This is a genomic window from Mesorhizobium sp. M1217 (genome assembly GCF_040318275.1).
Classification (GTDB): Bacteria; Pseudomonadota; Alphaproteobacteria; order Rhizobiales; family Rhizobiaceae; genus Mesorhizobium.
This window is the reverse complement of the sequence record NZ_JAMYMA010000015.1, coordinates 106,649-129,485: the sequence shown is the minus strand read 5'-3', so window position 1 is coordinate 129,485 and position 22,837 is coordinate 106,649. Positions and strand designations below refer to the sequence as shown.

General features: G+C 59.9%; 24 protein-coding genes and 5 pseudogenes. 14 read left to right on the top strand and 15 right to left on the bottom strand.

Going from position 1 to position 22,837, the window contains the following annotated elements:
• Positions 1–105: 105 nt before the first annotated feature.
• Positions 106–278, bottom strand: a pseudogene (locus tag NKH37_RS24040) (transposase); the annotation flags it as partial.
• 180 nt (positions 279–458) lie between these two features.
• On the opposite strand from NKH37_RS24040, the gene NKH37_RS24035 reads away from it, so the two are divergent.
• From NKH37_RS24035 to NKH37_RS24025, 3 genes and pseudogenes are all read left to right on the top strand, one after another.
• Positions 459–1,487 carry an IS110 family RNA-guided transposase gene (locus tag NKH37_RS24035; RefSeq protein WP_352532767.1) on the top strand — a complete coding sequence of 343 codons (1,029 nt, stop codon included), beginning with the start codon at positions 459–461 and terminating at the stop codon, positions 1,485–1,487.
• A 382-nt stretch (positions 1,488–1,869) separates the two neighbouring features.
• A pseudogene (locus NKH37_RS24030) lies at positions 1,870–2,064 on the top strand (tyrosine-type recombinase/integrase); the annotation flags it as partial.
• A gap of 163 nt (positions 2,065–2,227) precedes the next feature.
• Positions 2,228–2,698, top strand: a complete 471-nt coding sequence (locus tag NKH37_RS24025) for a Ros/MucR family transcriptional regulator (RefSeq protein WP_352643291.1) — start codon at positions 2,228–2,230, stop codon at positions 2,696–2,698.
• A 131-nt stretch (positions 2,699–2,829) separates the two neighbouring features.
• Here the strand turns inward: NKH37_RS24025 and NKH37_RS24020 are convergent.
• Together NKH37_RS24020 and NKH37_RS24015 are read right to left on the bottom strand one after the other, a co-directional pair.
• A pseudogene (locus tag NKH37_RS24020) lies at positions 2,830–3,456 on the bottom strand (LysR family transcriptional regulator substrate-binding protein); the annotation flags it as partial.
• Positions 3,457–3,567: 111 nt separating this feature from the next.
• Positions 3,568–4,263: pseudogene (locus NKH37_RS24015) on the bottom strand (LysR family transcriptional regulator); the annotation flags it as partial.
• Between the two features lie 144 nt (positions 4,264–4,407).
• Here NKH37_RS24015 and NKH37_RS24010 point away from each other — a divergent pair.
• Both NKH37_RS24010 and NKH37_RS24005 read left to right on the top strand, forming a co-directional pair.
• Positions 4,408–4,692 (top strand): CorA family divalent cation transporter, encoded by a 285-nt coding sequence (locus NKH37_RS24010; RefSeq protein ID WP_502895850.1) that lies wholly within the window; start codon positions 4,408–4,410, stop codon positions 4,690–4,692.
• 49 nt (positions 4,693–4,741) lie between these two features.
• Positions 4,742–5,239, top strand: a pseudogene (locus tag NKH37_RS24005) (DedA family protein).
• Here the strand turns inward: NKH37_RS24005 and NKH37_RS24000 are convergent.
• The 3 genes from NKH37_RS24000 to NKH37_RS23990 all read right to left on the bottom strand — a co-directional run bounded on the left by NKH37_RS24000 (position 5,214) and on the right by NKH37_RS23990 (position 7,997).
• A complete protein-coding gene (locus tag NKH37_RS24000; RefSeq protein ID WP_352643289.1) occupies positions 5,214–6,557 on the bottom strand; it encodes a hemolysin family protein in 1,344 nt (447 codons plus the stop codon). The pseudogene NKH37_RS24005 and the gene NKH37_RS24000 sit on opposite strands and share 26 nt — an antisense overlap.
• Positions 6,558–6,701: 144 nt before the next feature.
• The gene (locus NKH37_RS23995) at positions 6,702–6,842 is read right to left on the bottom strand and encodes a hypothetical protein (protein WP_352643287.1); all 141 of its coding nucleotides are present in this window, start codon (positions 6,840–6,842) and stop codon (positions 6,702–6,704) included.
• Positions 6,843–7,085: 243 nt separating this feature from the next.
• The gene (locus NKH37_RS23990; RefSeq protein WP_352643285.1) at positions 7,086–7,997 is read right to left on the bottom strand and encodes a transcriptional regulator GcvA; all 912 of its coding nucleotides are present in this window, start codon (positions 7,995–7,997) and stop codon (positions 7,086–7,088) included.
• A gap of 151 nt (positions 7,998–8,148) precedes the next feature.
• Here NKH37_RS23990 and NKH37_RS23985 point away from each other — a divergent pair, with 151 nt between their 5' ends.
• On the top strand, positions 8,149–8,337 hold the full coding sequence (locus tag NKH37_RS23985) for a DUF1127 domain-containing protein (RefSeq protein ID WP_353041655.1): 189 nt from the start codon (positions 8,149–8,151) through the stop codon (positions 8,335–8,337).
• Between the two features lie 153 nt (positions 8,338–8,490).
• Here NKH37_RS23985 and NKH37_RS23980 read toward each other — a convergent pair whose 3' ends face one another.
• Genes NKH37_RS23980 through NKH37_RS23970 form a run of 3 tightly spaced genes read right to left on the bottom strand, consistent with a single transcriptional unit; the run spans position 8,491 to position 12,215 of the window.
• The gene (locus NKH37_RS23980) at positions 8,491–9,771 is read right to left on the bottom strand and encodes an MFS transporter (RefSeq protein ID WP_352643283.1); all 1,281 of its coding nucleotides are present in this window, start codon (positions 9,769–9,771) and stop codon (positions 8,491–8,493) included.
• Between the two features lie 42 nt (positions 9,772–9,813).
• Positions 9,814–11,229 (bottom strand): chromate efflux transporter, encoded by a 1,416-nt coding sequence (chrA, locus tag NKH37_RS23975; protein WP_352643281.1) that lies wholly within the window; start codon positions 11,227–11,229, stop codon positions 9,814–9,816.
• An 8-nt stretch (positions 11,230–11,237) separates the two neighbouring features.
• Positions 11,238–12,215 (bottom strand): chromate resistance protein ChrB domain-containing protein, encoded by a 978-nt coding sequence (locus NKH37_RS23970; protein WP_353004331.1) that lies wholly within the window; start codon positions 12,213–12,215, stop codon positions 11,238–11,240.
• A gap of 109 nt (positions 12,216–12,324) precedes the next feature.
• Between NKH37_RS23970 and NKH37_RS23965 the strand changes: the two genes are divergently transcribed.
• Genes NKH37_RS23965 through NKH37_RS23955 form a run of 3 tightly spaced genes read left to right on the top strand, consistent with a single transcriptional unit; the run spans position 12,325 to position 14,690 of the window.
• Positions 12,325–13,296, top strand: coding sequence for a Fe-Mn family superoxide dismutase (locus NKH37_RS23965; protein WP_352643277.1), 972 nt, complete (start codon positions 12,325–12,327; stop codon positions 13,294–13,296).
• Positions 13,293–13,763, top strand: a complete 471-nt coding sequence (locus NKH37_RS23960; RefSeq protein ID WP_352643276.1) for a chromate resistance protein ChrB domain-containing protein — start codon at positions 13,293–13,295, stop codon at positions 13,761–13,763. Before NKH37_RS23965 ends, NKH37_RS23960 begins: the two co-directional genes overlap by 4 nt.
• Positions 13,764–13,802: 39 nt before the next feature.
• A complete protein-coding gene (locus NKH37_RS23955) occupies positions 13,803–14,690 on the top strand; it encodes a DUF1259 domain-containing protein (RefSeq protein WP_352643274.1) in 888 nt (295 codons plus the stop codon).
• A gap of 137 nt (positions 14,691–14,827) precedes the next feature.
• Here NKH37_RS23955 and NKH37_RS23950 read toward each other — a convergent pair whose 3' ends face one another.
• Positions 14,828–15,541 (bottom strand): HoxN/HupN/NixA family nickel/cobalt transporter, encoded by a 714-nt coding sequence (locus tag NKH37_RS23950; RefSeq protein ID WP_352643297.1) that lies wholly within the window; start codon positions 15,539–15,541, stop codon positions 14,828–14,830.
• Positions 15,542–15,704: 163 nt separating this feature from the next.
• Entirely contained in the window at positions 15,705–16,595 is an 891-nt protein-coding gene (locus NKH37_RS23945; RefSeq protein WP_353004327.1) for a class I SAM-dependent methyltransferase, read from the bottom strand.
• A gap of 146 nt (positions 16,596–16,741) precedes the next feature.
• On the opposite strand from NKH37_RS23945, the gene NKH37_RS23940 reads away from it, so the two are divergent.
• The gene (locus tag NKH37_RS23940) at positions 16,742–17,353 is read left to right on the top strand and encodes a TetR/AcrR family transcriptional regulator (RefSeq protein ID WP_353041636.1); all 612 of its coding nucleotides are present in this window, start codon (positions 16,742–16,744) and stop codon (positions 17,351–17,353) included.
• Positions 17,354–17,465: 112 nt separating this feature from the next.
• On the opposite strand, the gene NKH37_RS23935 is transcribed toward NKH37_RS23940, so the two are convergent.
• Positions 17,466–18,095: a DUF1007 family protein gene (locus NKH37_RS23935; RefSeq protein ID WP_352643295.1), complete on the bottom strand. Its 630-nt coding sequence runs from the start codon at positions 18,093–18,095 to the stop codon at positions 17,466–17,468.
• A 404-nt stretch (positions 18,096–18,499) separates the two neighbouring features.
• Here NKH37_RS23935 and NKH37_RS23930 point away from each other — a divergent pair, with 404 nt between their 5' ends.
• Positions 18,500–18,685, top strand: coding sequence for a hypothetical protein (locus tag NKH37_RS23930; protein ID WP_353041634.1), 186 nt, complete (start codon positions 18,500–18,502; stop codon positions 18,683–18,685).
• Complete coding sequence (locus NKH37_RS23925) at positions 18,669–18,899, top strand: RNA-binding protein (RefSeq protein WP_353041632.1); 231 nt, start codon at positions 18,669–18,671, stop codon at positions 18,897–18,899. The genes NKH37_RS23930 and NKH37_RS23925 overlap by 17 nt, the downstream gene beginning before the upstream one ends.
• A gap of 2 nt (positions 18,900–18,901) precedes the next feature.
• Here the strand turns inward: NKH37_RS23925 and NKH37_RS23920 are convergent, their stop codons facing one another.
• Positions 18,902–19,708: a hypothetical protein gene (locus NKH37_RS23920; protein WP_353041630.1), complete on the bottom strand. Its 807-nt coding sequence runs from the start codon at positions 19,706–19,708 to the stop codon at positions 18,902–18,904.
• Positions 19,709–20,182: 474 nt separating this feature from the next.
• Here NKH37_RS23920 and NKH37_RS23915 point away from each other — a divergent pair, with 474 nt between their 5' ends.
• On the top strand, positions 20,183–21,082 hold the full coding sequence (locus tag NKH37_RS23915; RefSeq protein WP_353041628.1) for an IS1 family transposase: 900 nt from the start codon (positions 20,183–20,185) through the stop codon (positions 21,080–21,082).
• Between the two features lie 104 nt (positions 21,083–21,186).
• On the opposite strand, the gene NKH37_RS23910 is transcribed toward NKH37_RS23915, so the two are convergent.
• Positions 21,187–21,507 carry a hypothetical protein gene (locus NKH37_RS23910; protein WP_353041626.1) on the bottom strand — a complete coding sequence of 107 codons (321 nt, stop codon included), beginning with the start codon at positions 21,505–21,507 and terminating at the stop codon, positions 21,187–21,189.
• Positions 21,508–21,831: a hypothetical protein gene (locus NKH37_RS23905; RefSeq protein WP_353041625.1), complete on the bottom strand. Its 324-nt coding sequence runs from the start codon at positions 21,829–21,831 to the stop codon at positions 21,508–21,510. It abuts the gene before it with no gap.
• Positions 21,832–21,986: 155 nt separating this feature from the next.
• Here NKH37_RS23905 and NKH37_RS23900 point away from each other — a divergent pair, with 155 nt between their 5' ends.
• Positions 21,987–22,775, top strand: coding sequence for a sulfite exporter TauE/SafE family protein (locus tag NKH37_RS23900; RefSeq protein ID WP_352552274.1), 789 nt, complete (start codon positions 21,987–21,989; stop codon positions 22,773–22,775).
• Positions 22,776–22,837 lie beyond the last annotated feature (62 nt).

Below are 22,837 nucleotides of genomic sequence, written 5' to 3'. Positions count from 1 at the left end.
TTGCCGCAATCGGCGGCTATGGACGCTCGGCTTCGGCACGACACTGGGCGAGGCCTGCAAGGCCTATGACGAGGTAACGGCCAGCATCAAGGGCTGATTTCGGTTGGGGATCGAAGGCCGCCCCATCGGCGAATACAGCGCCGCCAAATCCCCCTCTAACGCCGCCAGCGCCTCATTCACAATCGCCCGATGCGGCGCAATGGATGATCGCGCCGCACCCGAGCCTCGAGATCAACATAACTGAACAGTTCGCCAGACCGTTCGTCTCCGCCGCGCATGCCTCGTTCTCCGAATCTCTCCGGAGACACTGAATCACGCTCACAACCTCGCTGCGAGCCACTTTTTCAACAGATGGGGTGATTGGGGTCTCGCCCGAGCCAAGGTGCGGGCGGCTGCTCCTGTATGGATGTTAGAACGTGGTCGCCTTGGAGCGCCACAAACATCGGGAAGGAGCAGCCGTGAAGTATTTTGCTGGATTAGACGTATCTTTGGAAGAGACCGCGATTTGCGTCGTCGATGAGAGCAGTCAGATCGTGAAGGAAACACGAGCGGCGAGCGAACCACAGGCCTTGTCCGATGCGTTGCGGAAGCTCGATCTGCCGCTGGAGCGCATCGGGCTTGAAGCGTGCTCGCTGACGGCCTGGCTTCACGATGGATTGTGCGCCGAAGGTCTGCCTGCGATCTGCATCGAGACGCGCCAAGCCAATGCGGCCATGAAGACGATGCCGAACAAGACCGATCGCAACGACGCCCGCGCGCTTGCGCAGATCATGCGCACGGGCTGGTATCGGCAGGTGCATGTCAAGAGCCGGCAATGCCGGCTGTGGCGTGCGCTGCTGGTTGCCCGCCGGACGGTGCTGAACGAGATGCGCAGCATCGAGAATGTCGTGCGCGCCATGCTGCGAGAGGCCGGCGTCAAGCTCGGTACGCCGTCGCGCACCGCCTTTGCTGATCGCGTGCGCGAACTGGCCAGTGCCGAGGTGATGGCGATGGTCGAGCCGCTGCTTACGATCCTCGGCACCATGCTCAAGGAGTTCGCCCGGCTGACCAAGAAGGTTCTCGACATCGTCCGCAAGGAGGAGGTCTGCCGGCGGCTGATGAGCGCGCCAGGCGTTGGTCCGATTACGGCGCTCGCCTTCCGCGCCACGATCGACCGGCCGGAGCGGTTCGGCTCCTCGCGGGCGGTGGGAGCGCATCTGGGGCTGACGCCAGCGCGATACCAATCCGGTGAGACCGACATCCAGGGCAAGGTCAGCCGCTGTGGCGACGAGCTCGCCCGCACAGCACTCTACGAGGCAGCCCATTCACTGCTTGTGCGTTCCAAAAAGTGGTCGAGCTTGCGCGCCTGGGGCATGAACATCGCCAGACGCCGCGGCATGGCGCGGGCGCGGGTGGCGGTGGCCCGCAAGCTGGCCGTCATCCTGCACCGCATGTGGGCCGACGCAACCGAATTCCGCTTTGGAAAGGAAGCCGCCGGATCGGCATGAAATAGCGCAAGGAACAAAAACGAACACAGACAGTGGTTCGCCCGCGAGGGTGATCTGGATCGTTCCCGTGGGGACGATGGGCAAGGCGATCTCGTTAGCAGGCACGATCCTGGGCGAAGTCTCCCAAGGTCGTTCAACAGATTGAGACGCCTCGCTCTCCTGACCCCATCATGCGGCGGCTCCGCGCCGACCGCGAAGAGAAGCGAGTGACCCGCGGGGCGACATGGTCCGGAAAAAAGACAGGAAACGCTTGACCTCACCGACCCCAATCAGAGAAGCCTGCTAGGCGCCCGAGCAGCTGCCTCGGGTTGTGTCGCTATCGACAGGTGTGAATTCGACAGCGGCGTCCTGTTCATCATGGGTGCAATAGCCAGGTCTAGGGTGCGCTGACCTGGACATCCACGACCTTCATTTTCATGACTTGCGGCACGAAGGGACAAGCCGCCTTTTCGAGGCCGGGTTCACGATCGAACAAGTTGCGCTGGTAACTGGGCACAAGGACTGGAAAATGTTGAAGCGCTACACCCATCTGAAGCCGGAGGCTCTTCACGCGCTGTTGGCAGCGCGCGCCGCATAGATGTGAGTGTCAAAAGGTCGCCCGCAGAGTCGCGGGCATACACTGCTGCCCGCGTTCATCATTGCAGCTTCTTGTCTTGTGCAACGGGTGCGCTTTGCTGTAGCGAGGTTGCTGAGGTAGATCGGGGCTACGGCACCTGGAGAGCAAATGAAAGGTTGGCCAAATGCCTTCAGATCTTATCAAGTCCGACGCGGAATTGCTGGAGATGACCACTGACATCGTTTCCGCCTATGTCAGCAACAACCCGGTTCCAATCGCGGAACTCGCTCGCGTAATTTCCGATACCTACGGAGCAATCCGCAAGCTGCAGGGAGCAGCCCCGCCCAAAGCGGAAGAGAAGCCTACACCTGCTGTCCCGATCAAGAAATCGGTGACGCCTGACTTCATCATCTGCCTGGAAGACGGCAAGAAGTTCAAATCGCTCAAACGACACTTGGGCATCCATTACGGTCTGTCACCGGATGCGTACCGCGCGAAATGGGGCCTGCCCTCCGACTATCCGATGGTTGCGCCGAACTACGCCGCGGTGCGATCGGCGATGGCGAAGGCGATCGGCTTGGGCCGCAAGCCTGTAGCGCCTGAGCCTGAAGCGGCGCCAGCGAAGCGCCGCAAGATCGGCATCAAGGCGAGCTAACATCGGGACAATTTTGCTCAAAAGCCCGCGTTCTGTTGCAGGGGTGCGGGCTGATCGTTTTCTGATAGGGATGAACCCTTACCCCTCATTCAAAGGCAGCCGCTGTTGAAGACACCATCCTCTAGGGATGATCACCCGCTCACAGATGGCATCTGCAAAAACGCGGCGATGATCGCCTCGAGCGACACATTCAGTGCATTCGAAAAGGTCCGGCCCTTCTGCCAAATCGCGACGTAGTGATAGAGCGCGGACGGTTCCACCGGTTTTGCTTCGAGGTTAAACGCCGCGTATTCACGCGCGATGATCTCATTGGTTATCGAAATGCCTAGGCCAGCCGAAACGTATCCGGCTTCGTGACCGTTGCAATCGAATTCCACGAGTATGTCCGGCTCAACGCCGGCGAAGCGTAAGGCATTGAAGTTCATTTGGTGGGCGGCGAACTGGGGATCGATATCGACGATCGTTTCGCCTGCCAGGTCGTGAGCCTCAATGCAGGTCTGTTTTGAGAAACGGTGGTCGGGATGAAAGATGCATAGGTTTCGTGCCGACCCGAGCGGCGCCCATTCAAACAGACGTGGATCCAGGGGCAATCTCGAAATTCCGAGATCCGCCCGCCCTGCCAGGATGTGCTCGCCGATCTGCTCGTAGCTTCCCGAAATCGAGCGGACATTCGAAGCGGTCTTTGAGTGGATGATCGCCACAACCTTGGGCAAGGTCACGAAACCGAAAACAGAGGGCGCGGCAATCGCAATCCGTTGCTTTTCCTCGTTCTTCATAGCGAAGATCGACGCTTCCAGCCGATCCAGGGACGTTAGGCCAAGTTCTACGTTTCGTAGGAGTTCCCAGGCTTCCTGCAAGGGGACGATGCGGTTGGCTGATCTCTTGAAGAGTGTGATGCCGAGCGTGGTCTCGAGTTGCTTGACATGTTGACTGACGGCCGGCTGGCTTATCCCGAGCGCTGCCGCTGCTCGCCGTGTCGAACCGGCCCGCAACACTTCCCGGAAGACCTTCAGCTGACTCAGCAGGCGCCGGATCTGCTGCGGCTCCTTCGACCAGGAGTTTTCGAGCGCCTCCCAGACCTGCTCCTGACGGGCGTGATCGTCGGTCACGGTAAAGGCCATGAGATGCTCGAGTTGCATTCCCTCCTGCTCGTAGACCTCGTGCAGCTTGGGCGAAACTTTTGCGAGCCGCAGGCGCTGCTGGACAAAGGTAGCGGACACGAAGAAGCGTGCCGCAATCTCCTCATGACTGGCGCCCTGATCGTGCAGGGTCTGGAAGGCCCGGAACATATCCAGGGGATGTAAATCTTCGCGCTGAAAATTCTCGGCCAGCGAGTCCTCCTCGATCGGGACCGCGCTGTGGGCGTCGCTGACGACGCAGGGAACTGGCTCGGTCTTGATCATGCGCTTCTGCTTGACCAGCAGTTCCAGCGCGCGATAGCGGCGCCAGCCAGCCGGCACCTCAAACATGCCGGTCTCGTTACCCTCGCCATCCAATACTGGCCGGACGTTAAGGCTCTGGAGCAGGCCGCGCCGTGCGATCGACGCGGCGAGGTCCTCTATCGCGCCATGTCGGCCGGCTGGGTGACTATCTTTCGGAAAAGCGCGATGCGTTACTGGGCCTTGGGCGCGCCATCGATTTCGCATGCGGGATGACCGCTGACTGGGGCGACGTGCAAATCGCGTCGCGAATGAACGGCCTGAAGCAAGATGGCTTCGCTCGACGACTATGAGGTCCATCTCTCTGACAAGGTGCAATTCCTGCTAGATGCCATGGTCGGGCTGATCGGCATCGCCCAGAACGACATCTTCAAGATTCTCACCATCGTCTCGATCGTCGGCATTCCCCCAACGCTGATCGCGGGCATCTACGGCATGAATTTCAAGACCATGCCCGAATATGACTGGGCCTTCGGCTACCCCTATGGGTTGGCAATGATCGGCCTCAGCGCCATTGTTCCACTGGCGTGGTTCAAGTGGCGGGGATGGTTCTAGCTAAGCATCGGGATGCGCCCCTTTGCAGGGGTGAAGCGGGAACCAGCGAATGAGCCTCGACGAGACCACTCAAGCGACGATCGCTTTTATCCGCGCGCATGAGGCATGGGGCATTCCGGTGGTGGCCATGCTGGCCTTCGGGGAATCGCTGGCGTTCATTTCGCTGCTGCTTCCCGCAACCGTAATCCTTGTTGGCGTCGGTTTCCTGATCGGCGAAAGCGCTATCGTCGGCGCTGTGCTGGGCGACTGGCTGTCCTTCTGGATCGGCACTCGCTTGGGCGACAGGGTATCGCACTACTGGCCGCTGAAGCGGTAGCCGGACCTGATGCCCCGTGGCCGCGCCTTCTTCGAACGCTGGGGTGGGCTGGGGGTGTTCATCGGGCGCTTCTCAGGTCCGTTGCGCGCCTCCGTTCCATTGGTTGCGGGCGTCTGTGAGATGCCTACTTTGACGTTTCAGATCGCCAACGTCACCTCGGCCTTGCTGTGGGCGACAGCGATACTCGCGCCCGGTGCGTTCGGCCTCAAATGGCTGCAGGCTTGGATGTAGGCGACTCACGCCGGGCGAGCAGCTTGTCGATCCGCCTTCCGTCCATATCGAGGATCTCGAAGCGCCAGCCCTGATAGTCAAAGTGCTCGCCAGCTTCCGGAAGGTGACCCAGCTGGGACAAAGCGAATCCAGCGATCGTATGAAAATCACCCTCTGCCGCCCCTGATCGAAAGCCCAGGCGAGCGAAGGCATCATGCGCCAGCATCATCCCGTCGATCAGCAGGGAACCGTCATCACGCTCCAGGACATCGGGGTCTTCACCTTCCAGGTCTGGAAGGTCGCCTGCGATGGCCTCGAGCAGATCGGTCTGGGTGACGATCCCCTCCAGAGCGCCATATTCGTCGATGACGATCGCCAAGCGCACCGGCGCCCGCTTGAACTGATCGAGCACGCGGAAGATTTGCGTTCCTTCGTGGACGATCACGGGTTCGCGGATAACCGCCATCGGATCGAGCGTTTTTCCATCGAGCACCTGGTCAAGGAGATCCTTCTTCAGGATCATGCCGAGCGGTTCGTCGATCCCGCCGCGGCCGACCAGAAGCTGCTCATGACGACATTCGCGGATGGTGCGCAGAATCTCATCTGGGCTGTCGTCAGCGTCGATCCAGTCGATATCGCGTCGCGGTGTCATGATATCCGCGATGCGCCGATCGCCGATGTTGAAGACACGCTCGACAAGTTCCTGCTGAGTTTGATGGAGCAGCCCTGCCTCCTGGCTTGCCGCTACGAGCAGCTTCAGCTCTTCAGGCGAATGCAAGGACTCCTCCCCTGTGCCAGGGCGCAGACCGCAGAGACGCAGCACCAGATTGCCGAGACCGTTCAGAGCCAGGATCGCCGGTCTCAGCAGAAACAGAAACAGGCCGAGCGGGCGTACGACCCAGAGTGCCGTGCCTTCGCTGCGCTGAAGCGCCAGGCTCTTCGGCGCCAATTCGCCCAGGACGATGTGAAGAGCGGTGATGATGATGAAAGCGATGACGACGGCGATCGTGTGCGAAGCTGCCGTGGCCAGGGACCCCATTACTCCTAAGAGGAGTGGCTCGATCAGATGGGCAAGTGCGGGTTCACCGACCCAGCCGAGCGCCAGCGATGAAATGGTGATGCCGAGCTGGGTCGCGGCCAGATTGGCATCTAGATTGACCAAGGTTTTTTGAAGCTGCCCGGCGTTCAAACGCCCGGCAGCTGCAAGCTCGTCGACGCGGCTGCGTCTAACCGCTACCAGGGCAAACTCGGCGGCGACAAAGAAGCCGTTTGCGCCTACGAGTACGAGAACCAACAAAATTCCAAGAATGTCGCGTAGACTACCATCGTCCGCCGGCATGAGATCCTCTGTATGAAAAAGCTACGGTCATCTCTGAAGCGTATTTGCCGCTATCGCGCAACCGCCGTTCGGCCTTGAACAGCGTCGCTGACTGCCGGTCAATGAGTGGCAGATTGACCAAATCCTCTCTGCAGACGGCCGAGCTCAAACTGGCTTCTCGGTGATCAAAGTCAATGGCAGCGCTGCGGACAGGTCGCCCCTGATCCAGTGATTTAGTAAAATCAGCGCGATCCCGGCGAGGATCGCCAGCACTATCATCCAAATGATCTTCTGAAGATCGGTCATCTCATCATCTCCCGAGGCGCACCATAGGGCCTGGTGCGAGCCAGCATCCGGTCTCGCCGACTGCGGTTGAACTCAGTATGAATAGCCACCCCGGACATCGCGGCTCACCATCCTGAAGGTCGCGCTGGCGCGCTAGCGGACTCTTATCTACGTTTATCGCCGTTCGTCCGAATTACCTCTCGCGGCCGGTAATCGGACGTTCGCCCGTCGCAGAAGCCCGTTGAACAATTGAGCCCTTCAAGCCTATGGACCGAGCGTTTTGAGGCGGCGCACATCATCGGCGGTCTCAGCCAACAGCCAGTCACGGAATGTCGTAATTTTAGGGAGCGTCGACGTCGCCTTGGGACAGACGATCCAGTAGGTCTTGGACAATCGCAGCGTCGTGGCGAACGGCCTTACGAGGCGCCCGTTGATGAGGTCCCAAGCCGCAAGCGTGGTGCGGGCGAGTGCGACGCCCTGGCCGTCGATAGCGGCGTCTATGACCATGCTGGCGCGGTTCAAGACCGGCCCATGGGAGAGTTCGGCATCGACCACGCCAGCGGCCTCGAGCCATCCCGACCAGTCCTTTCGGTCATCAAGATGCAGCAACGGAAAGTTCAGCACATCGGACGGCTCGCGCATCCGCTGGTGAAGTTTGGGACTGCAGACCACGAACAGTTGCTCGGAGCACAGGCGGACAACATCATGCCCCGCCCAGTTGCCATCGCCATGCCGCACGGCAAGATCGACGTCCTCTCTCGCGAAGTCGACGTGATGCATGGTTGCGGAAATTCTGAGATCAATGTCGGGGTGCGTCTCGGCAAACCTGCCAAGGCGGTTTACCAACCACTTGGCGGCAAAGTCGGGCGACGTGCTGACCGTCAACGCTCCGGCCCGGGATAGATGCTGGATGCGTTGCGTGCCGAGAGCTATACGGTCGAAGGCATCGCGCACCACCTCCAGATAGGATAGGCCGGCCCGCGTGATGCTCAGCTTTTGATGTTCGCGATCGAACAGCCTGATGCCCAATTCGAGTTCGAGCGCCTTCACCTGATGGCTCACCGCGCCCTGCGTGACGGAACGTTCGTCCGCCGCCCTAGTAAAGCTCTCGTGGCGCGCCGCCGCCTCGAAGGCTTTGAGGGCGTTGAGTGACGGCAGTCGGCGGGCCAATTTCACACCATGTCATGAGAAAAATTGGGCCAAGCAGGAGAAACCATGCTTTGCGCCCGAGGGCAGATTGGAGCATTTCCGCAGCACACGTCAACCAGCGCACTGCGGAAGGATGAGAAATCTTGAACCCCTTGCTGATTGAGACGCCGAGGCGTTCATCGCCACAGGCAAGTGCCCATCGCGCCATGGAAAATTTAGTGCGTTCGAGGGCATCGGTGGCGCGCTGGATCGAATTCCATCGTCAACGGAACAGCTGGCCGAACTCGAAGATCATCAGCTGGCAGACTTGGGTCTGAGCCCTGCGCAGATTCGGAAGGAATGTGCGAAGTGGCCGTGGCAGGCCTAATTCTCGGCTGAGGACTTCCTCGCGGGCAGCGCGCATTCAGTCGTGCCTTCGTCAAATCAGCGAAGCAAGATTTCGTGGATCGCGAGGCGATCCAGGCAGCGTCAACCAAGCCCTCGACGGGCGGGTGATCTGCTCGGCCGCATTTTGCACCTGCTACTGCCAGTCCCGTCGTTCTTCCGGAGGGCGAACCTTGCGGAACATTGCAAGCAGAAGCATATCGTAGACAATCTTCAAGACGCCCGCGATGAGCAGCGGCCAACCGAAACCGGACATTGCGAGCAGCGAGCCGGCAAGCATCGGACTGGCGGCCGCCGCGAGGCTACGAGGCACGGCAGTGACACTCGCCGCTGCGGCACGCTCACCCGGCGTCACCACCGCCATGACGTAGGAGGTGCGGGTCGGTACATCCATCTGCGACAAGGCGCTTCTGATAAGCAGAAGGAGGACGACCGGACCGAGGCTCGGCATGAAGGGAATGAGCAAAAGGCAAAGACTGGACGGCAGGTGGGTAAACACCATGGTGTTTACGAGCCCGAACCGTTTGGAGATTTGCACTGCCACCAGATACGACCCGGCTGACAGGATGCCCGTCAAGAAGAAGATCGCACCTGTAGCAGCGAGCGATAGGCCGAACTGTTGGAAAAGCCAAAGAGCTAACAATGACTGGACCACGAAGCCTCCCGCAAAGGCATCGAGGCTGAAGAGCGCAGCGAGCGTGAGGACAATGGTTCGAGACTTGCGTAGTGGTTCCGCTGGCACCGCAGCCAAATCGAAGGGCTCGTCTGGCAGTCGGCGATAGAGCAGCAGCGCTCCAACCCCCAGAAAAGCATAGAGCAGGAAGGCGATCTGGAGCGCTTGCTTGATGTCCAGACCGACAACCTGTCGGAGAATGTCAGGGGCTCCGGCCGCAAGAGCACCGACGGCCCCTACAAGTGAGCCAACAAGGCTGTAGCGGGCAAAGAGCGCGGTGCGGTCGCGATCAGTGACACTGTGGGCGAGTTGCGCGTGCTCCAGCGGCAGAAACACACTGACGTCGCCGGAGGATGGGTTGAACGTGCCGACGAATGCAATAAGGAGGAGTGGCCAGAAATCGTGAACCAATGCGAAGGCGATCCCCGTGACGACCATCAGGACGGCGGCTGCAATCAGCAGAGAGCGGCGGGAGAAATGGTGCGCGACAAACCCGACTGCCAAGGTGAGCGCCGCCGAACCCGCGAGCGTCGCCGTCGCGAGTATCCCGATCTCGAAAGCGTTGAAGCCGAGCGCGGCCAGATAGGCGGGAAGCAGGAGACTGACGAGTCCATCGCCGAACGCCCGTAACCCCCTCGAAGTCAGCAGATACGTAGCTGCCGGCCCGGCACCGGAAGGCAGGAGTGCAAACCTCCGTCTCGCGGCCGGTTCGCGCACAGCATGCATCGGCCTTTGGGCTGTCAAGGATGCCTCCTGCCCGGAGAATGATTACGCCGACCGCACAGCTTAAATCGATCCGCTGACCACCCCGTAGAGCAGGCCGAGGACCGAGCATGCCGCCAACACCGGGATCATGCCGATCTTGAAACGAAACACAGCCAGCAGCGCGCCGAGCGTAAGGACCAGCGACGGGACATTAACGGAGTTGAACACCGGCACGTCCAGCGTCATGCCCAGCCAGTTGACCTCATGCAGTTCGCGAAACAACACGTGAAGCGCGAACCACACCGCCAGGTTCAGAATTACACCGACCACCGCTGCTGTGATAGCAGACAGCGCTGCGGATAGGGCCTTGTTGCTGCGCATCGTTTCCATGAACGGCGCACCAAGGAATATCCACAGGAAACAGGGGACGAAGGTCACCCACGTCGTGAGAAGACCGCCGAGCGTTCCGGCTACGAGCGGGCTGAGCGCTCCCGGCGCGCGGTAGGCTCCCATGAAGCCGACGAATTGGGTGACCATGATCAGCGGGCCAGGCGTGGTCTCGGCCATACCGAGGCCGTCCAGCATTTCTCCCGGCTTGAGCCAGCCATAGTGATCCACGCCCTGTTGCGCGACATAGGCGAGCACCGCATAGGCACCGCCGAAGGTAACCATCGCCATCTTGGAGAAGAAGATCGCAATGTCGGTGAAGACATTGCCTTGCCCAAGAAACACCAGAAGTGCCAGGACCGGCACGAACCACAGCGCCAGAAAAACTGCCGCGATCTTCAGCGACCAACTGACGGACGGCCGGGCGTGCGCCGGCACCCCTTCGCCGAGCGCTGTATCGGCATCGGCGACCTGCTTGCCGCCGACCTTGCCATGTCCATTGCCCGACTGGAATGCAGCCCACCCAGCTCTTCCCCCCACGTAACCAATCACGCCCGCGATCAAGATGACCAGTGGAAACGGCGCATCGAAGAAAAAGAGAGCGATGAAGGCTGCCGCCGCGAGCCCGACCATTGCGTTGTTCTTGAGCGCCCGCCTGCCGATCCGCAAGACCGCCTCAAGCACGATCGCGAGGACCGCCGCCTTCAAACCGAAGAAGAGAGCCTGAACGGCGCCGACGTTGCCGAAGATGGCGTAAATCCAGCTGAGCGCCATGATGGCAATCGCGCCTGGCAACACGAACAGAATCCCGGCGACAAGGCCGCCTCTGGTCTTGTGCATGAGCCAGCCGATGTAGATGGCCAGCTGCTGCGCCTCCGGTCCGGGCAGCAGCGTGCAATAGTTCAGCGCATGCAGGAACCTGGTCTCGCCGATCCAGCGCTTTTCCTCGACTATGATGCGGTGCATCATGGCGATCTGGCCGGCCGGCCCGCCGAAGCTGAGCGCGGCCACTCGGGCCCACACCCGCGTGGCCTCAGCGAACGAAACGCCATGACCCGGCGTGTCGTTTCGTCGGTTTGGCGCTGTCACGATACTCTCCGCATTGGCCATGGCTCAGATCACCCGCGTTTCGAACGGAAATATCGATAGAGATTGTCGAACACCGAAGCGCCCTCGGCGATCCGTTGCTCGTCTCCCGCGTTTGCCATGGCGATACCAGCGATCAGGCTGGCGATGCCGGTGGTTTCCTCGCGACTGAACTTGCTGTCCTTAAGATCGATATCGTGGACGACCTCGGCGATGGCCTGCAAAGCCGTATCGGTGATGCCGGCGCGGGCCAGCAGCACCTCGAAGCTGCAGCGGTCTCCCTCATGGGTGATTTCGCCCTCGAACATGTCGAAGCGCAATTCCCCCTCTTTCGGCACATATCCCTTGCCCGCCACGAAGCGAATGACCGCATCGGCATCGATGAAGCGACGGATCAGCCAGCTGCAGGCGATGCGGTCGACATGCACATCCCGGCGTGTGACCCAGATCCGGCCCCTGAGCTCGCTCGGCTCGGCCGCCTTCTTCGGTCCCTTGGTCATGGCCTTGTCCTCTATAAGCTGTGTCTCGAGCTCGGCGATCAGTCCCTCGACGGCGAGGCGACCGCTCGCCCCGAAGAAGTCAATTGTCACGACTTCGGCGAGCCGCTTGCGCAAGCGGCCGAGTTGCGAACGCGCCTCCGCATGTCTTTCCGATGTCGGGTTCGTCTTGATCGCATCGGCCAGATCGCGCGCTTCCTCGACGATCTCCGCGTAGTCGGCGTCACGGGCGGCGTCGAACATCGCCCGGACCTGTGCGTCCGATAGACCGTCGACAAGGCGTGCCTCGCACATCATGGCCTCGCCGCTGCCAGCGACGATCTCCTTGAGAAGCCATTCGAAATCCTCCTGCATCTCGGCATTCGCAGGCAGGGCGTAAACGGTGCTTTTGACTGCGACCGCGCCGATGCCTTGCAACCGTCGCCAGATCTTCACCCGGAAATAGGCGGGTTTGCTTGGCAGTTGATGGATCAGGAGCAGCCAGCGCTGCTCCTGCGATTGCCCCTCACTCATAAGTGAACCGTATCACGAAGAATGAAGAATGCAACACTTGTATCATTTTCCATTGAGGCATAGCGTTCGCCTCCTCACGGATGGGCCGTGCCGCAGAGTGGGGAAACCGATGCCACACCAGATCATGCCGCTGCCGTTCAAGCCGCCTCGCCTCGTCGGCCTCTCCGAGCGGCTGTTGGCAAGCCACTATGAAAACAATTACGGCGGTGCCGTTCGTCGCCTGAACGCCATCGAACAGCGGCTCGACGCACTCGACTGGGGCGCGGCACCCGTCTTCGACATCAACGGGCTGAAGCGCGAAGAGCTGGTCGCGGCCAACTCGGCGATCCTGCACGAAATCTATTTCGATGGGCTCGGTGGCTCCGGCGATGCCGGAGACGATCTCGCGGCTGCCCTGGAGCGCGACTTTGGCAGTGTGGCGGCCTGGCGCGCGAAGTTCATGGCTTGTGCGAAGGCGCAAGCCGGCGGTTCGGGATGGACCCTGCTGACCTGGTCGGAGCGCCGCGATCGGCTGACGATCCAATGGGCAGGGGATCACACCAACTGCCTTGCCGGCGGCATTCCGATCCTCGCGCTCGACATGTACGAACATGCCTACCACATGGATTTCGGCGCCAAGGCCGGCGCCTATGTCGATGCCTTCATGAAGAACATCCATTGGGAACGGGTCGCTGCCCGCCACCGCCGGGCCATCGCGCAGCATGATCCTTCAACAGGATCGGCATCGGACGACGCGGTTCCAGCGATCGCGCCAGAGGAACTGCGGGCGCGCCTCGTTCAGGGAGAAGATCTCGTGGTGCTCGACGTCTGCCTCGCCGAGGATTTGGCAAAGCGCAGCGATATGCTGCCAGGGGCCAAGCTCCGAGCCCCCGAGAAGATCGCCGATTGGGCGGATGAACTGCCGAAGGGCAGACCGGTCATCGTTTATTGCGTCTACGGCTTCCAGGTCAGCGGTGACGCCGTCGCCGAACTGCGTCGCCGCGGCATCGATGCAAGTGCGCTTTCCGGCGGCATCGCCGCCTGGCATGCGATCGGCGCGCCGACCGTCCCGCTGATACTCAAGGAAGGAGATGAATCATGAAATGGGTTACCCGAGAACGGCCTGTCATCGACCGCATCGCCTGCCCCTGGCTGATTGCGCGCTTTATCGACAAGGAACCGGAGTTCCTCTTCGCACCGCCCGATCAGGTGATCTCCGTTGCCCAGGAGACGGGCGCGACACCGTATGATGTGCCCGGCGTCGAATTCACGCATGTCGGTGACGGCTGCAGTTTCGACACCTTCGTCTCGAAATACGGCCTTGAGCGCGACCCAGCGATCGTGACCATTGCCGCAATCGTGCGCGGTGCTGACACGGACCGGCACGATCTCACGCCACAGTCGGCAGGGTTGCTCGCGATCTCCATGGGTTTGCGGGACCTGACGCCTGACGACCACGAGGTGCTGAAGCACGGCTTCGTCGTCTACGACGCGCTCTATGCCTGGGCCTCGCGCCGCAAGGGGGAGACGCACAGCTGGCCGCCGGCCTCGAAGCCAGCAGCCGCATAACGAATTGGGCAATGGGGGCAGATCACAAGGAGAAATCCCATGCATGCAAAACTCGTGACCGGAACAATGCTGATTGCGATGTCGGCGCTGCTCCAACCGGCATCGGCGGCACCCGATTGGCAAACAATCGCACAGGCGCTCGGCAAATCCGGAGCCCAAATGCCTGGCGGTGTCTACCGGGTCGGCTTGCCTCGAACGGACCTGAAGGTATCGCTCGATGGCATATCCCTGAAACCAGGATTTGCGCTTGGAGGCTGGATCGCGTTCGAACCCATGGGAGATCAGGCAATGGTCATGGGCGACATCGTTCTGACGCAGGACGAGGTGAACCCGGTCATGAAGAAGCTTGAAGAGGGTGGGATCGAAATCACCGGGTTGCACAACCACTTGCTGCGCGCGGAGCCGATGACACTCTACATGCACGTCTTCGGCCAAGGCGACCCAGTTGCGCTCGCAACAGCGCTTCATGCCGGATTGGCGCTGAGCAAAACACCGATGGGAGGCGGCGCCCAGCCGCAAACCGCTCCGCAGATCGAGTTCGACGCCGCCGGTGTCGACCAAACCATGGGCTACAAGGGTAAGGCCAATGGTGCGGTCTACCAATTCACCATTCCGCGCGCCGAGCCGGTCGAGGAAAATGGAATGGAAGTGCAGGCGGCCATGGGCTCGGCAATAGCGATCAATTTCCAATCGACAGGTGGCGGCAAGGCGGCGATCACGGGTGATTTTGTGCTGACGGCAAAGGAGGTCGATCCGGTTATCAAAGCCATGCAGCACGACGGCATCGAGATCACCGCGCTGCATAGCCACATGCTCGATGAGCAGCCCCGGCTCTTCTTCATGCATTTCTGGGCGAACGACGATGCGCAGAAGCTGGCGAAAGGTCTGCGCGCAGCCCTCGACAAAGTTGCGGTCAAGAAGAGCTAGGTCGGCCTCTGGCGAGTTGCAAGGCGGCTCTGGCAAACGGTCACGCTGAGTTCGGACGGATGGCGCTATTGCGCCGTCCAGCCCGCCATCCATCGGCGAGGCCACGCTTTGCGTCCGGCCGTCTGCTTGAACGTCTTTCAGCGCGCAGAGATTTGCCAGATGGCTACACCGGCGAGCACAAGGCCTGCCCCGCCTTCGATAGAGCGGGAAATGATATCGAACAGGCGTGGCCTGCTGTCGAAAAAATGCACGAGACGCTCCCGAAACAGGATCGACAACACGGCTACGCAAGACAGCGTCAACGCCACGCCGACCATCATGGTGATTGCGAAGAGGATGCCGGCGACCGGAACGCCTCTGGATATCGCGAAGGTCATCACAAAAAGCGTGAGTGGACACGGGATCAAGCCCGCCATGACGCCGACGGCCTCACCTTCATGCTTGTGGTGATGGCCATGGCTCAAAGCGCGCCAGAGCATCCAGACGCCGAGCAGGCCGAGCAGGCCGCGACTGACATCTTCCAAAAGCGGCGCCCGGCCAACGCTACCCAAAGCAATCGAGACCAGCGGCAACGAGAGGGCTGCGATCAGCACGGCTATCGTCACATGCGTGAACGAGAGTGTCAGCGACACGAGAAGGCCGCGCGAAACCTTGGCATCCGAACCGGCCAGATACGTCGCCAGCACGGCTTTGCTATGACCTGGCGTCAGAGCATGCGCCGCACCAAACAGCACTCCCATCGGCAAGAAGGCCATGAACGCCAGCCAGTCGCCGCCCGCCGACAGCAATTTGATCTGCTCGGCCAGCGCGAGGTAGATCGTGCGCTGAAACTCGACAAGGGTTTGGAACATCATCCGCAGGTCAATTCAAGGCACATGGCGAAGACTCACTTCGGGTTTCCTGTTCAGGCAGGACAGCTGCCATTGCAAGCAGGCCGAATTGGGACGTGCCAACGCCCATATGTGATTGTTCCGCCTCAGAACGGGTCGCCATTCAGCCAGTGCCTGAGCATGATCACGGCGATGCCGGCGACGCCTGGCCTGGCTGGTCCTTATTCGTCGTGGCGCGAATGTAGTTCAGGTTCTTGGTGCCGACCGCGCCGATATCGCTGACCTGGAATCCGCTCTCGGTCAACAGCGAGGCGACCGAATGCATATCGACATGACCATGCTTGTGGAGCCTGGGTAATCTGGACACCGGCCTGCCGAAATCGATGAGCAACAGCCGGCCTGCCGGCTTCAAGACGCGTGCCGCCTCGCGGATGAAGGCCGATCGAACGGGCTTCGACAGGTGATGCAGCATGAGCGTGCCGACGACGATGTCGAATTGCGCGTCCTTGAAGGGAAGCTTCTGCGCCGTCCCGTTGACGAACGTCAGATCGAGACCGGACCGCTCGGCCTTGGCGCGCGCCCTCTCGATCATTTCGGCCGACGCATCGACGCCGGTGACGCTTCCGTCCGAACCGACCAGCCGCTTCGCGGCAATGGCAAGGGTGCCCGTTCCACAGCCGACATCGAGCATCGCTTCGCCGGGCTGGAGCTTTGACGGGCGAAGCATGAACTCGCGAAAGCGGCCCTCGCGCCCGAAGGTCAGAACGCGCGCGAGCAAGTCATAGGCGGCCGCACGGTGCAGGACGATGCCAATGCCCCTGTCGCTCGCGCTCTGCGCACCGTTCCCGACGAGCCCCCTGTGACGCAGGCTGCCCCACAGCGCCAGTCCCGCGATCACCGCGAGGACGAGTCCGTGGAATGCCGCCGTCCAGGCGCCAGCCTGAACATAGCCCATGCCCAATTTGGCGAGGACGAGGAAGCCGGCAACCAGCGACAGTTTGGCAAGCAGAACCAACGCTATCACCCTCTTGCGCGAATGCGGTCCGTTATTGGCGTGATGATCAGATGAATGCATGTCTGGCGACCTTCTGCTTCCTTGCGGCGTGCCCAAACCCGATTTGAGCTCCTGGACTTGGCGTATCATAATGGACACAATGTCTGGAAATGGTGTTGTCAGACACCGGACCGCCGAATGTCCGAAACCGGGCGCTGCAGAGGGCCATGGCCATGAAAATCGAACGTGCGGGCGAGCGGAACACGATCGATCGACGCGTCGCGCGGACGCGCGGCCTGCTGCAGGACGCGCTCATCGCCCTGATCCCGGAGCAGGGATATGCTGCCATCACCGTCGACGACATTTGCCGGAGGGCCAATATCGGCAGGTCGACCTTCTATACCCACTATGCCGACAAGGATGCTCTGCGCAGCGCGACCATCGAGGCGCATCTGCGGTCTATCGGCCGCAGGCGCGAGGCGGCAAGTCAAGAAACAGGTAGCCGCCTGTTCGAGTTCAGCCTGCCCATGTTCGAGCACGCCCATGCATTCCGACCGCTTCACCACGCATTGCTTGCAAGCAGCGGCGATACGATCCACGACGAACTGCGTGAGCGTATCCGGCGAGCCGTCCGGGAAGAACTCGTCGAGAAACGGATCGGCGATCGCGGCATGCCTGCCGAATTCGCCGTTCAGTTCATAGCCGGCGCATTTCTTGCGGTCCTCGCCTGGTGGGTCGCCACCGAAATGAACATTTCACCGGCACAGACAGATGACCTGTTCCAGAGGATGGCGGGAAAAGGCACCGGCGCCTGGGGTATGCCACGCTCCGATTCATGAAAGGTGATGGTCCTAGGGCAGCGAGCATGATCAGCTAGATGCCCGGCGCCAGGTAGATCGTTCGCTGGAATTCGACGAGGGTTCGGAACATGGCGATCAGATCGACTCCGTGTCAGCCACACGTCAATTCAAGACGTGTAGCGAAAATCTTGCCGAGATCGGTCCCCGTCGGGTCACTGAAGAAAGCGTCCGTCAGGCTTTTCTGGTTTTGCGCTATGGCCGTGTCCGGATCGGGACGCACGACCGCACGTGAGCAGCCTTGCGGCAGACCCGCCACCGCAATCTTGTCGTCATCGGTAAAGTCGAGTGCCGTGTAGAAGGTCGGATCGTAGACGCCGATGCTGACTTTTCCAGCAAGGGCCAACGGGTCCTTCGGCTGCGTTTCGAACTGGACGACGAGTTGATCGTTTTCATAGCTGACGCTGAATTTCGGCGGTGGCGCCATCGTCACGTCCTTGCCGTTCAAGGTCACCATTTGAAAGTAGTTATACTCGGCCAGCGATGCATGGACGGTAAGAGCGACTTCATCGAGTTCCTTTGCATCAAGGACAAGATCGGAATTCTTGTCGAATTCCATCAGCACTGTGCTGGAAAAGAGATCGTCGAAACGCCAGAGATGTCGAAGGGACTTGACCGTCTTGTCTGGGCTGACGGTCAGATCCAGCTTCGCTTCGGCAAAGACATGCGGATGGGCGTTCACCATCACGGTGGAAGCTTGCAACAGTGCCGCGCCTGATACCATGCCTGCCAGTCGCATTTTCACTCGCACTTCATCGTTTCCGGGTCAGGCAAGACGTCTGCCATTGCAAGCAGGCCGAAATGGGACGGCCTCTCTGCGTGCCAACCATGCAGCGTGACTTATACCGGAGCAGCTACCCAAAGTCGCCCTTCAGCCAGTGGTTGAGCATGATCACCGCGATGCCGGCAAGGATTGCCAGCGCTATCATCCAGATGATCTTTGCTTATCGCTCAACTTCCTTCTCCGGATCGATGCCGAGGAATGGTTCCTACCGCGAGTTCCTTGCAAACGCAAAAAAGACCGCGTCTCGGTAGTGTCTCAGTTTGAAATATGCGGAAACGCCTATCTTGTTTGCCCCCATAGGCGAAAGCGCCTATATGCTTAGCGGAAAGCATGGGGAGAAGCGCATGGCCAAGTTCTGCATTTTCGGCGAAACCAACGGCACAGAGGTTTATGTAAATCCTGAACAGGTCGTGCTGGTGAGGCCCTTCGATGAAGGCGCACAGATTATCCTTGCCGATGGCACAAGCATTGGTGTCGAGCAAGCCGCCGACCAAGTCATAACGTTGTTGCAGCATGCCAGTCGGACCTAAAGGCCAGAAGCGCCCCGCCGACGTGATCGGCAATGCCGTCCGCGTCATGCGCATTGCGACTGGCGAGGAAGCCGATGACGTCATTGACGATGGCAAAGACCCTGCCGCAAAGGCGCTTGGCGCAAAGGGTGGAAAGAAGCGCGCCGAGAACATGACGCCAGAACGGCGCGCCGAGATCGCCAAGAAGGCCGCCGCGAAGCGGTGGGCGAAGTAGGCCTAGTCGAAGGCGTTTCGCTTCGGCTCGGTTCCCTCTTCGTCTTCTTCCATTATCTCCCCGAACTGCGGCCGCGCGATCTTGGCCCGCCGTTCCATTTTGCGAAGGAACAAGTTCAGATGGTCGCGCAGGTCGGCATAGCTTTCTGCCGTAAGGTTGCTGGGAAACGTGATGACGACTTCCCCCTCGTCTAGCGTGACGACCTCTTTGCGCATCCCGACCGGCGTGCTTTGGTGGCCGCCCTCATAGGGGACTAGCCAATCTGATGAGCTATTCCGGCTCGCGCGGGTGTGTTCTGCTTGTGGCTGCATTACCGTCAACTCCTGCGAAATAGGAGCTGAATCATAGGACGATTGCATGTCGCCGACAAACGAAATTGTCGCGAGATATGTATGCGTCGCTTTTCCTGCCGCCTCTGGCGTAAATCCCAATTTGATCAGCGCGTACCGCAAAGACCCTTCACTGGGTATCGTTTCGTACTGTGAATGAAGTTGGCGGAAAAGGGTGGGGCGCAAGGCGCAGCGCTGCAACGCTTCTTTGCGGTCGGGGGAGTCATCTGGCGCATTCAAAAGGGTAACGGTGTCGTCGCCTACGCGCACCTCGTCACCCGTTCCCTCAAGAAGACCATATGCGCGCAAGGCACCGATAATGCCCAGTGCTCGCCCATTAAGGCCATTGTAACCGAGGTGCGTTGCAAGCACTTCGCGGGGCATCTTGTTGCGCTTTTCCTTCCGGTAGACAGGCTCGACCAGTTCGATGGCGTTTGCCAGGTCGATGGCAGGGTAATTAGGGCTTCGAGTCCGTGACATGGCACACCTCCATTGTGTTGAAGATGTATGCCGCGATTGATCGGCAGCGTCAACAGAAAAAATTTATCAGCAATCCAATCGCTGGGCCTTGTACGAATCGGCCAGCCGTGTTTCTTTAGCGTCGAAGGAGTTTGAACATGACGACGAGAAGAGTAACTGGCCCCGGCGTGAAGCCGACCGATGGTCGGGGCCAGTCCAAATAGAAAAGCCGCTACCCGGCCCAGCAAGGAAAGGTAGCGGCTTTAGGTCGGCAACATCGGCGGGCGGCTTTCGGGCCGTCCGCTTCGCGCTCGTAGCTCAGTCGGATAGAGCAGGTGCACGGTAAGCCCTAGGTCGCAGGTTCGAGTCCTGTCGAACGCTCCACCAAATCACTACGGCTGCCGCTATTTAACATAGTGGCAGCCGAAAGTGAATCAATGATTGACGTGAAAAATCATGCTTGATACTAAGCATAAAAGTTCACATATTAGGGGCATGAACAAGCTGCCCCTCAAAACCCGTGTCCAGATCCTTACGATGCTTTGCGAGGGGTCGAGCATGCGTTCGATCTCTCGCGTTGCCGACGTGTCGATCAACACCGTTTCGAAGCTGCTTGTCGATGCCGGTAAGTTCTGCGCCGATCTGCACGACCGCGAAGTCCGCAACGTGAAGGCCAAGCGCGTTCAATGTGATGAAATCTGGAGTTTCACCGGCGCGAAGCAAAAGAACGTCGCGGCTATGAAGAACCACGTTGACGGAGCTGGCGACACTTGGACCTGGACCGCTCTCGACAGCGACAGCAAGATTATCATTTCCTGGCTGGTCGGCGGTCGCGACGGCGAATATGCGCTGGCCTTTATGGATGACGTGAAGGAACGCCTCGCCAATCGCGTCCAGCTTACCACGGACGGCCACAAGGCCTATCTGAACGCCGTCGAGGAAGCCTTTGGCGCTGACATCGACTACGCCATGCTGGTCAAGATGTATGGCGAGCCGGAAGGCAAAGCGGTGCCACAGGAACGCCGCTACAGCCCCGCCGTGTGCACTGGCGCAAAGAAGACACGCATTGAAGGCTCTCCCGATCTGGCGCATGTCAGCACGTCGCACGTTGAACGGCAGAACCTAACCATGCGCATGCAGATGCGCCGCTTCACGCGCCTCACCAATGCTTTCTCAAAGAAGTTCGAAAACCACGTCCACATGGTTGCGCTGTACACGGTCTGGTACAACTTCATCCGCATTCACAAGACGCTGAAAATGTCACCCGCAATGGCCGCCGGCCTTTCGCAGACGCTTTGGTCAATGGATGATTTTTGTCAGATGATGGACGCGGTTTCGCCTAAGCCTGGGCCGCGTGGCCCGTATAAGAAGGCCCGCGTTCCTTCGACGGATTGACTTCAACGGCAGCGGCTACCTTTTGCGCAGCCGCCCGCAATGTGTCCGCGTCGACAGTTTGATTGAAGTTCTTGGCCAAAACGTTCGACACGAACGCTTCGAACTTATCCAGCGGCTTGTTCGTCTTCTTCATCTAATCGCTCCCATGTCCGGTCGATGATTAAATCGACGAAAAATCGAATCCAGAATTTGCCGCGAAGCTTATCGGCACTCAGTTGGTCTCTCAGAAGTTCATTGACCTCGACCAGAGGGTAAAGTGCCTTCGCGACATCATCACGTCTAATCAGCGACCCCGGCGGGAAGTTCCCCGCAACGAACGCCTTTGTTTGCTTCGCAGTACCGAGCCAAGCTGGCTCGTTAGCTTCAAAAAACTCGATTAGGCCGGCGTCGGCTAACCGCTGCTCGGCTTCCAATGTGAGCGCCATCTACTTTATCTCTCTTACGTCGGAGAGAGCGACGAACAGCACCCAAATCAGTGCAACGAACAATAGCACGAGCGACGCGATTGCAGCACATTCAATTGTGAGCCATTTTGCCACGAGAGCCATAAACGCAGATGCCAAAGCCAAGGTGAAGCCGACAAAGGCGAACCACACTCGGCGCTGATAGCGGGTCAGAACACTCGCCCGCTCCGGCTTTGCATACGAATCAAAGCTGGTCGAAATGGCACCTAGAAAAACAAGGATAAGACCGGCAAGGGCCGTGGCAGAGCCGGCAACCTCGCCCATTACAGGTAGCGCGCTCGGCATTTCCCCCTCCCAAGCTGGGACCAGAGAGTCCAACATTGGAGAGACAATGGCAACGGCTAAATTTCAAACTGAGACACTACCCGCGTCTCTTGCGAGAGACGGGCCATCGAGGATTGAGGACTAGAATTCACACACCCTTGCTGCATATCGTCCGCATGGTCGAACGACGCGGAATACTGGCATTTGTGGTTGGCGCTGTCGTCGGTTCGCTTGGCGGACTAATTGGCCTTGGCGGGGCAGAGTTCCGCCTTCCCTTCCTCATCGGGCTGTTCCGGTTTGCCGCTCTTGAAGCGGTAATTCTGAACAAGGCCACCAGTTTGGTGGTGGTTGCGTCTGCCCTTCCCTTCCGGGCCGCTACAGTGCCTCTAAGCGCCGTCGCGGCTCATTGGCCGGTCATTCTCAATCTGCTGGCGGGTAGCCTAGCCGGTGCCTGGTTCGGTGCGGGATGGGCAACAGGGCTCAAATCCGAAACGCTCTATAAGGTAATTGCCGCGCTACTGTTGCTTATCGCCCTCGTGTTGGTCTTTGGCCACGATCAGAGCTTAACAAGCCTGCCGCCTTTCAGCGGGCCGGCCTTGATCATTGCCGGGATCATCATCGGGTTCGCCATCGGCGTCGTGGCGTCGTTGCTTGGTGTAGCCGGTGGGGAACTGCTTGTCCCCACGCTCGTCCTGCTTTTCGGGATCGACATCAAGCTTGCCGGGAGCATGTCGCTTGCGGTGAGCCTTCCGACGATGATGGTCGGTTTCACCCGCTATTCGCAGGACCAAAGCTTTGGCGTAATTGCGAGGAACAAATGGTTCGTGGTCCTGATTGCTGCGGGGTCGATTGTCGGGACATGGATCGGCGGCATGTTGTTGGGCATCGTGCCAGAGAAAGTGCTGCTGCCTCTGTTGGCTGCTATCCTCGTCATCTCGGCCTACAAGGTGTGGCGCCACGAGTAGCACCGTTGGAATCACTACCCTTGGTCGCCATCGGCCGCCTGTTCACCCCGATTAATCATCGG

Excerpts from the sequence above, each read along its gene's own strand:
- NKH37_RS23935 (WP_352643295.1), bottom strand. The coding sequence starts at position 18,095 with ATGGTATCAGGCGCGGCACTGTTGCAAGCTTCCACCGTGATGGTGAAC.
- NKH37_RS23965 (WP_352643277.1), top strand. The coding sequence starts at position 12,325 with ATGCCACACCAGATCATGCCGCTGCCGTTCAAGCCGCCTCGCCTCGTC.
- chrA (WP_352643281.1), bottom strand. The coding sequence starts at position 11,229 with ATGGCCAATGCGGAGAGTATCGTGACAGCGCCAAACCGACGAAACGAC.
- NKH37_RS24010 (WP_502895850.1), top strand. The coding sequence starts at position 4,408 with ATGGCTTCGCTCGACGACTATGAGGTCCATCTCTCTGACAAGGTGCAA.
- NKH37_RS23920 (WP_353041630.1), bottom strand. The coding sequence starts at position 19,708 with ATGTCACGGACTCGAAGCCCTAATTACCCTGCCATCGACCTGGCAAAC.
- NKH37_RS23910 (WP_353041626.1), bottom strand. The coding sequence starts at position 21,507 with ATGGCGCTCACATTGGAAGCCGAGCAGCGGTTAGCCGACGCCGGCCTA.
- NKH37_RS23905 (WP_353041625.1), bottom strand. The coding sequence starts at position 21,831 with ATGCCGAGCGCGCTACCTGTAATGGGCGAGGTTGCCGGCTCTGCCACG.
- NKH37_RS23940 (WP_353041636.1), top strand. The coding sequence starts at position 16,742 with ATGGCCATGAAAATCGAACGTGCGGGCGAGCGGAACACGATCGATCGA.
- NKH37_RS23950 (WP_352643297.1), bottom strand. The coding sequence starts at position 15,541 with ATGTTCCAAACCCTTGTCGAGTTTCAGCGCACGATCTACCTCGCGCTG.
- NKH37_RS23955 (WP_352643274.1), top strand. The coding sequence starts at position 13,803 with ATGCATGCAAAACTCGTGACCGGAACAATGCTGATTGCGATGTCGGCG.
- NKH37_RS23930 (WP_353041634.1), top strand. The coding sequence starts at position 18,500 with ATGGCCAAGTTCTGCATTTTCGGCGAAACCAACGGCACAGAGGTTTAT.
- NKH37_RS23900 (WP_352552274.1), top strand. The coding sequence starts at position 21,987 with ATGGTCGAACGACGCGGAATACTGGCATTTGTGGTTGGCGCTGTCGTC.
- NKH37_RS24000 (WP_352643289.1), bottom strand. The coding sequence starts at position 6,557 with ATGCCGGCGGACGATGGTAGTCTACGCGACATTCTTGGAATTTTGTTG.
- NKH37_RS23970 (WP_353004331.1), bottom strand. The coding sequence starts at position 12,215 with ATGAGTGAGGGGCAATCGCAGGAGCAGCGCTGGCTGCTCCTGATCCAT.
- NKH37_RS23945 (WP_353004327.1), bottom strand. The coding sequence starts at position 16,595 with ATGCATTCATCTGATCATCACGCCAATAACGGACCGCATTCGCGCAAG.
- NKH37_RS23925 (WP_353041632.1), top strand. The coding sequence starts at position 18,669 with ATGCCAGTCGGACCTAAAGGCCAGAAGCGCCCCGCCGACGTGATCGGC.
- NKH37_RS23995 (WP_352643287.1), bottom strand. The coding sequence starts at position 6,842 with ATGACCGATCTTCAGAAGATCATTTGGATGATAGTGCTGGCGATCCTC.
- NKH37_RS23915 (WP_353041628.1), top strand. The coding sequence starts at position 20,183 with ATGAACAAGCTGCCCCTCAAAACCCGTGTCCAGATCCTTACGATGCTT.
- NKH37_RS23960 (WP_352643276.1), top strand. The coding sequence starts at position 13,293 with ATGAAATGGGTTACCCGAGAACGGCCTGTCATCGACCGCATCGCCTGC.
- NKH37_RS24025 (WP_352643291.1), top strand. The coding sequence starts at position 2,228 with ATGCCTTCAGATCTTATCAAGTCCGACGCGGAATTGCTGGAGATGACC.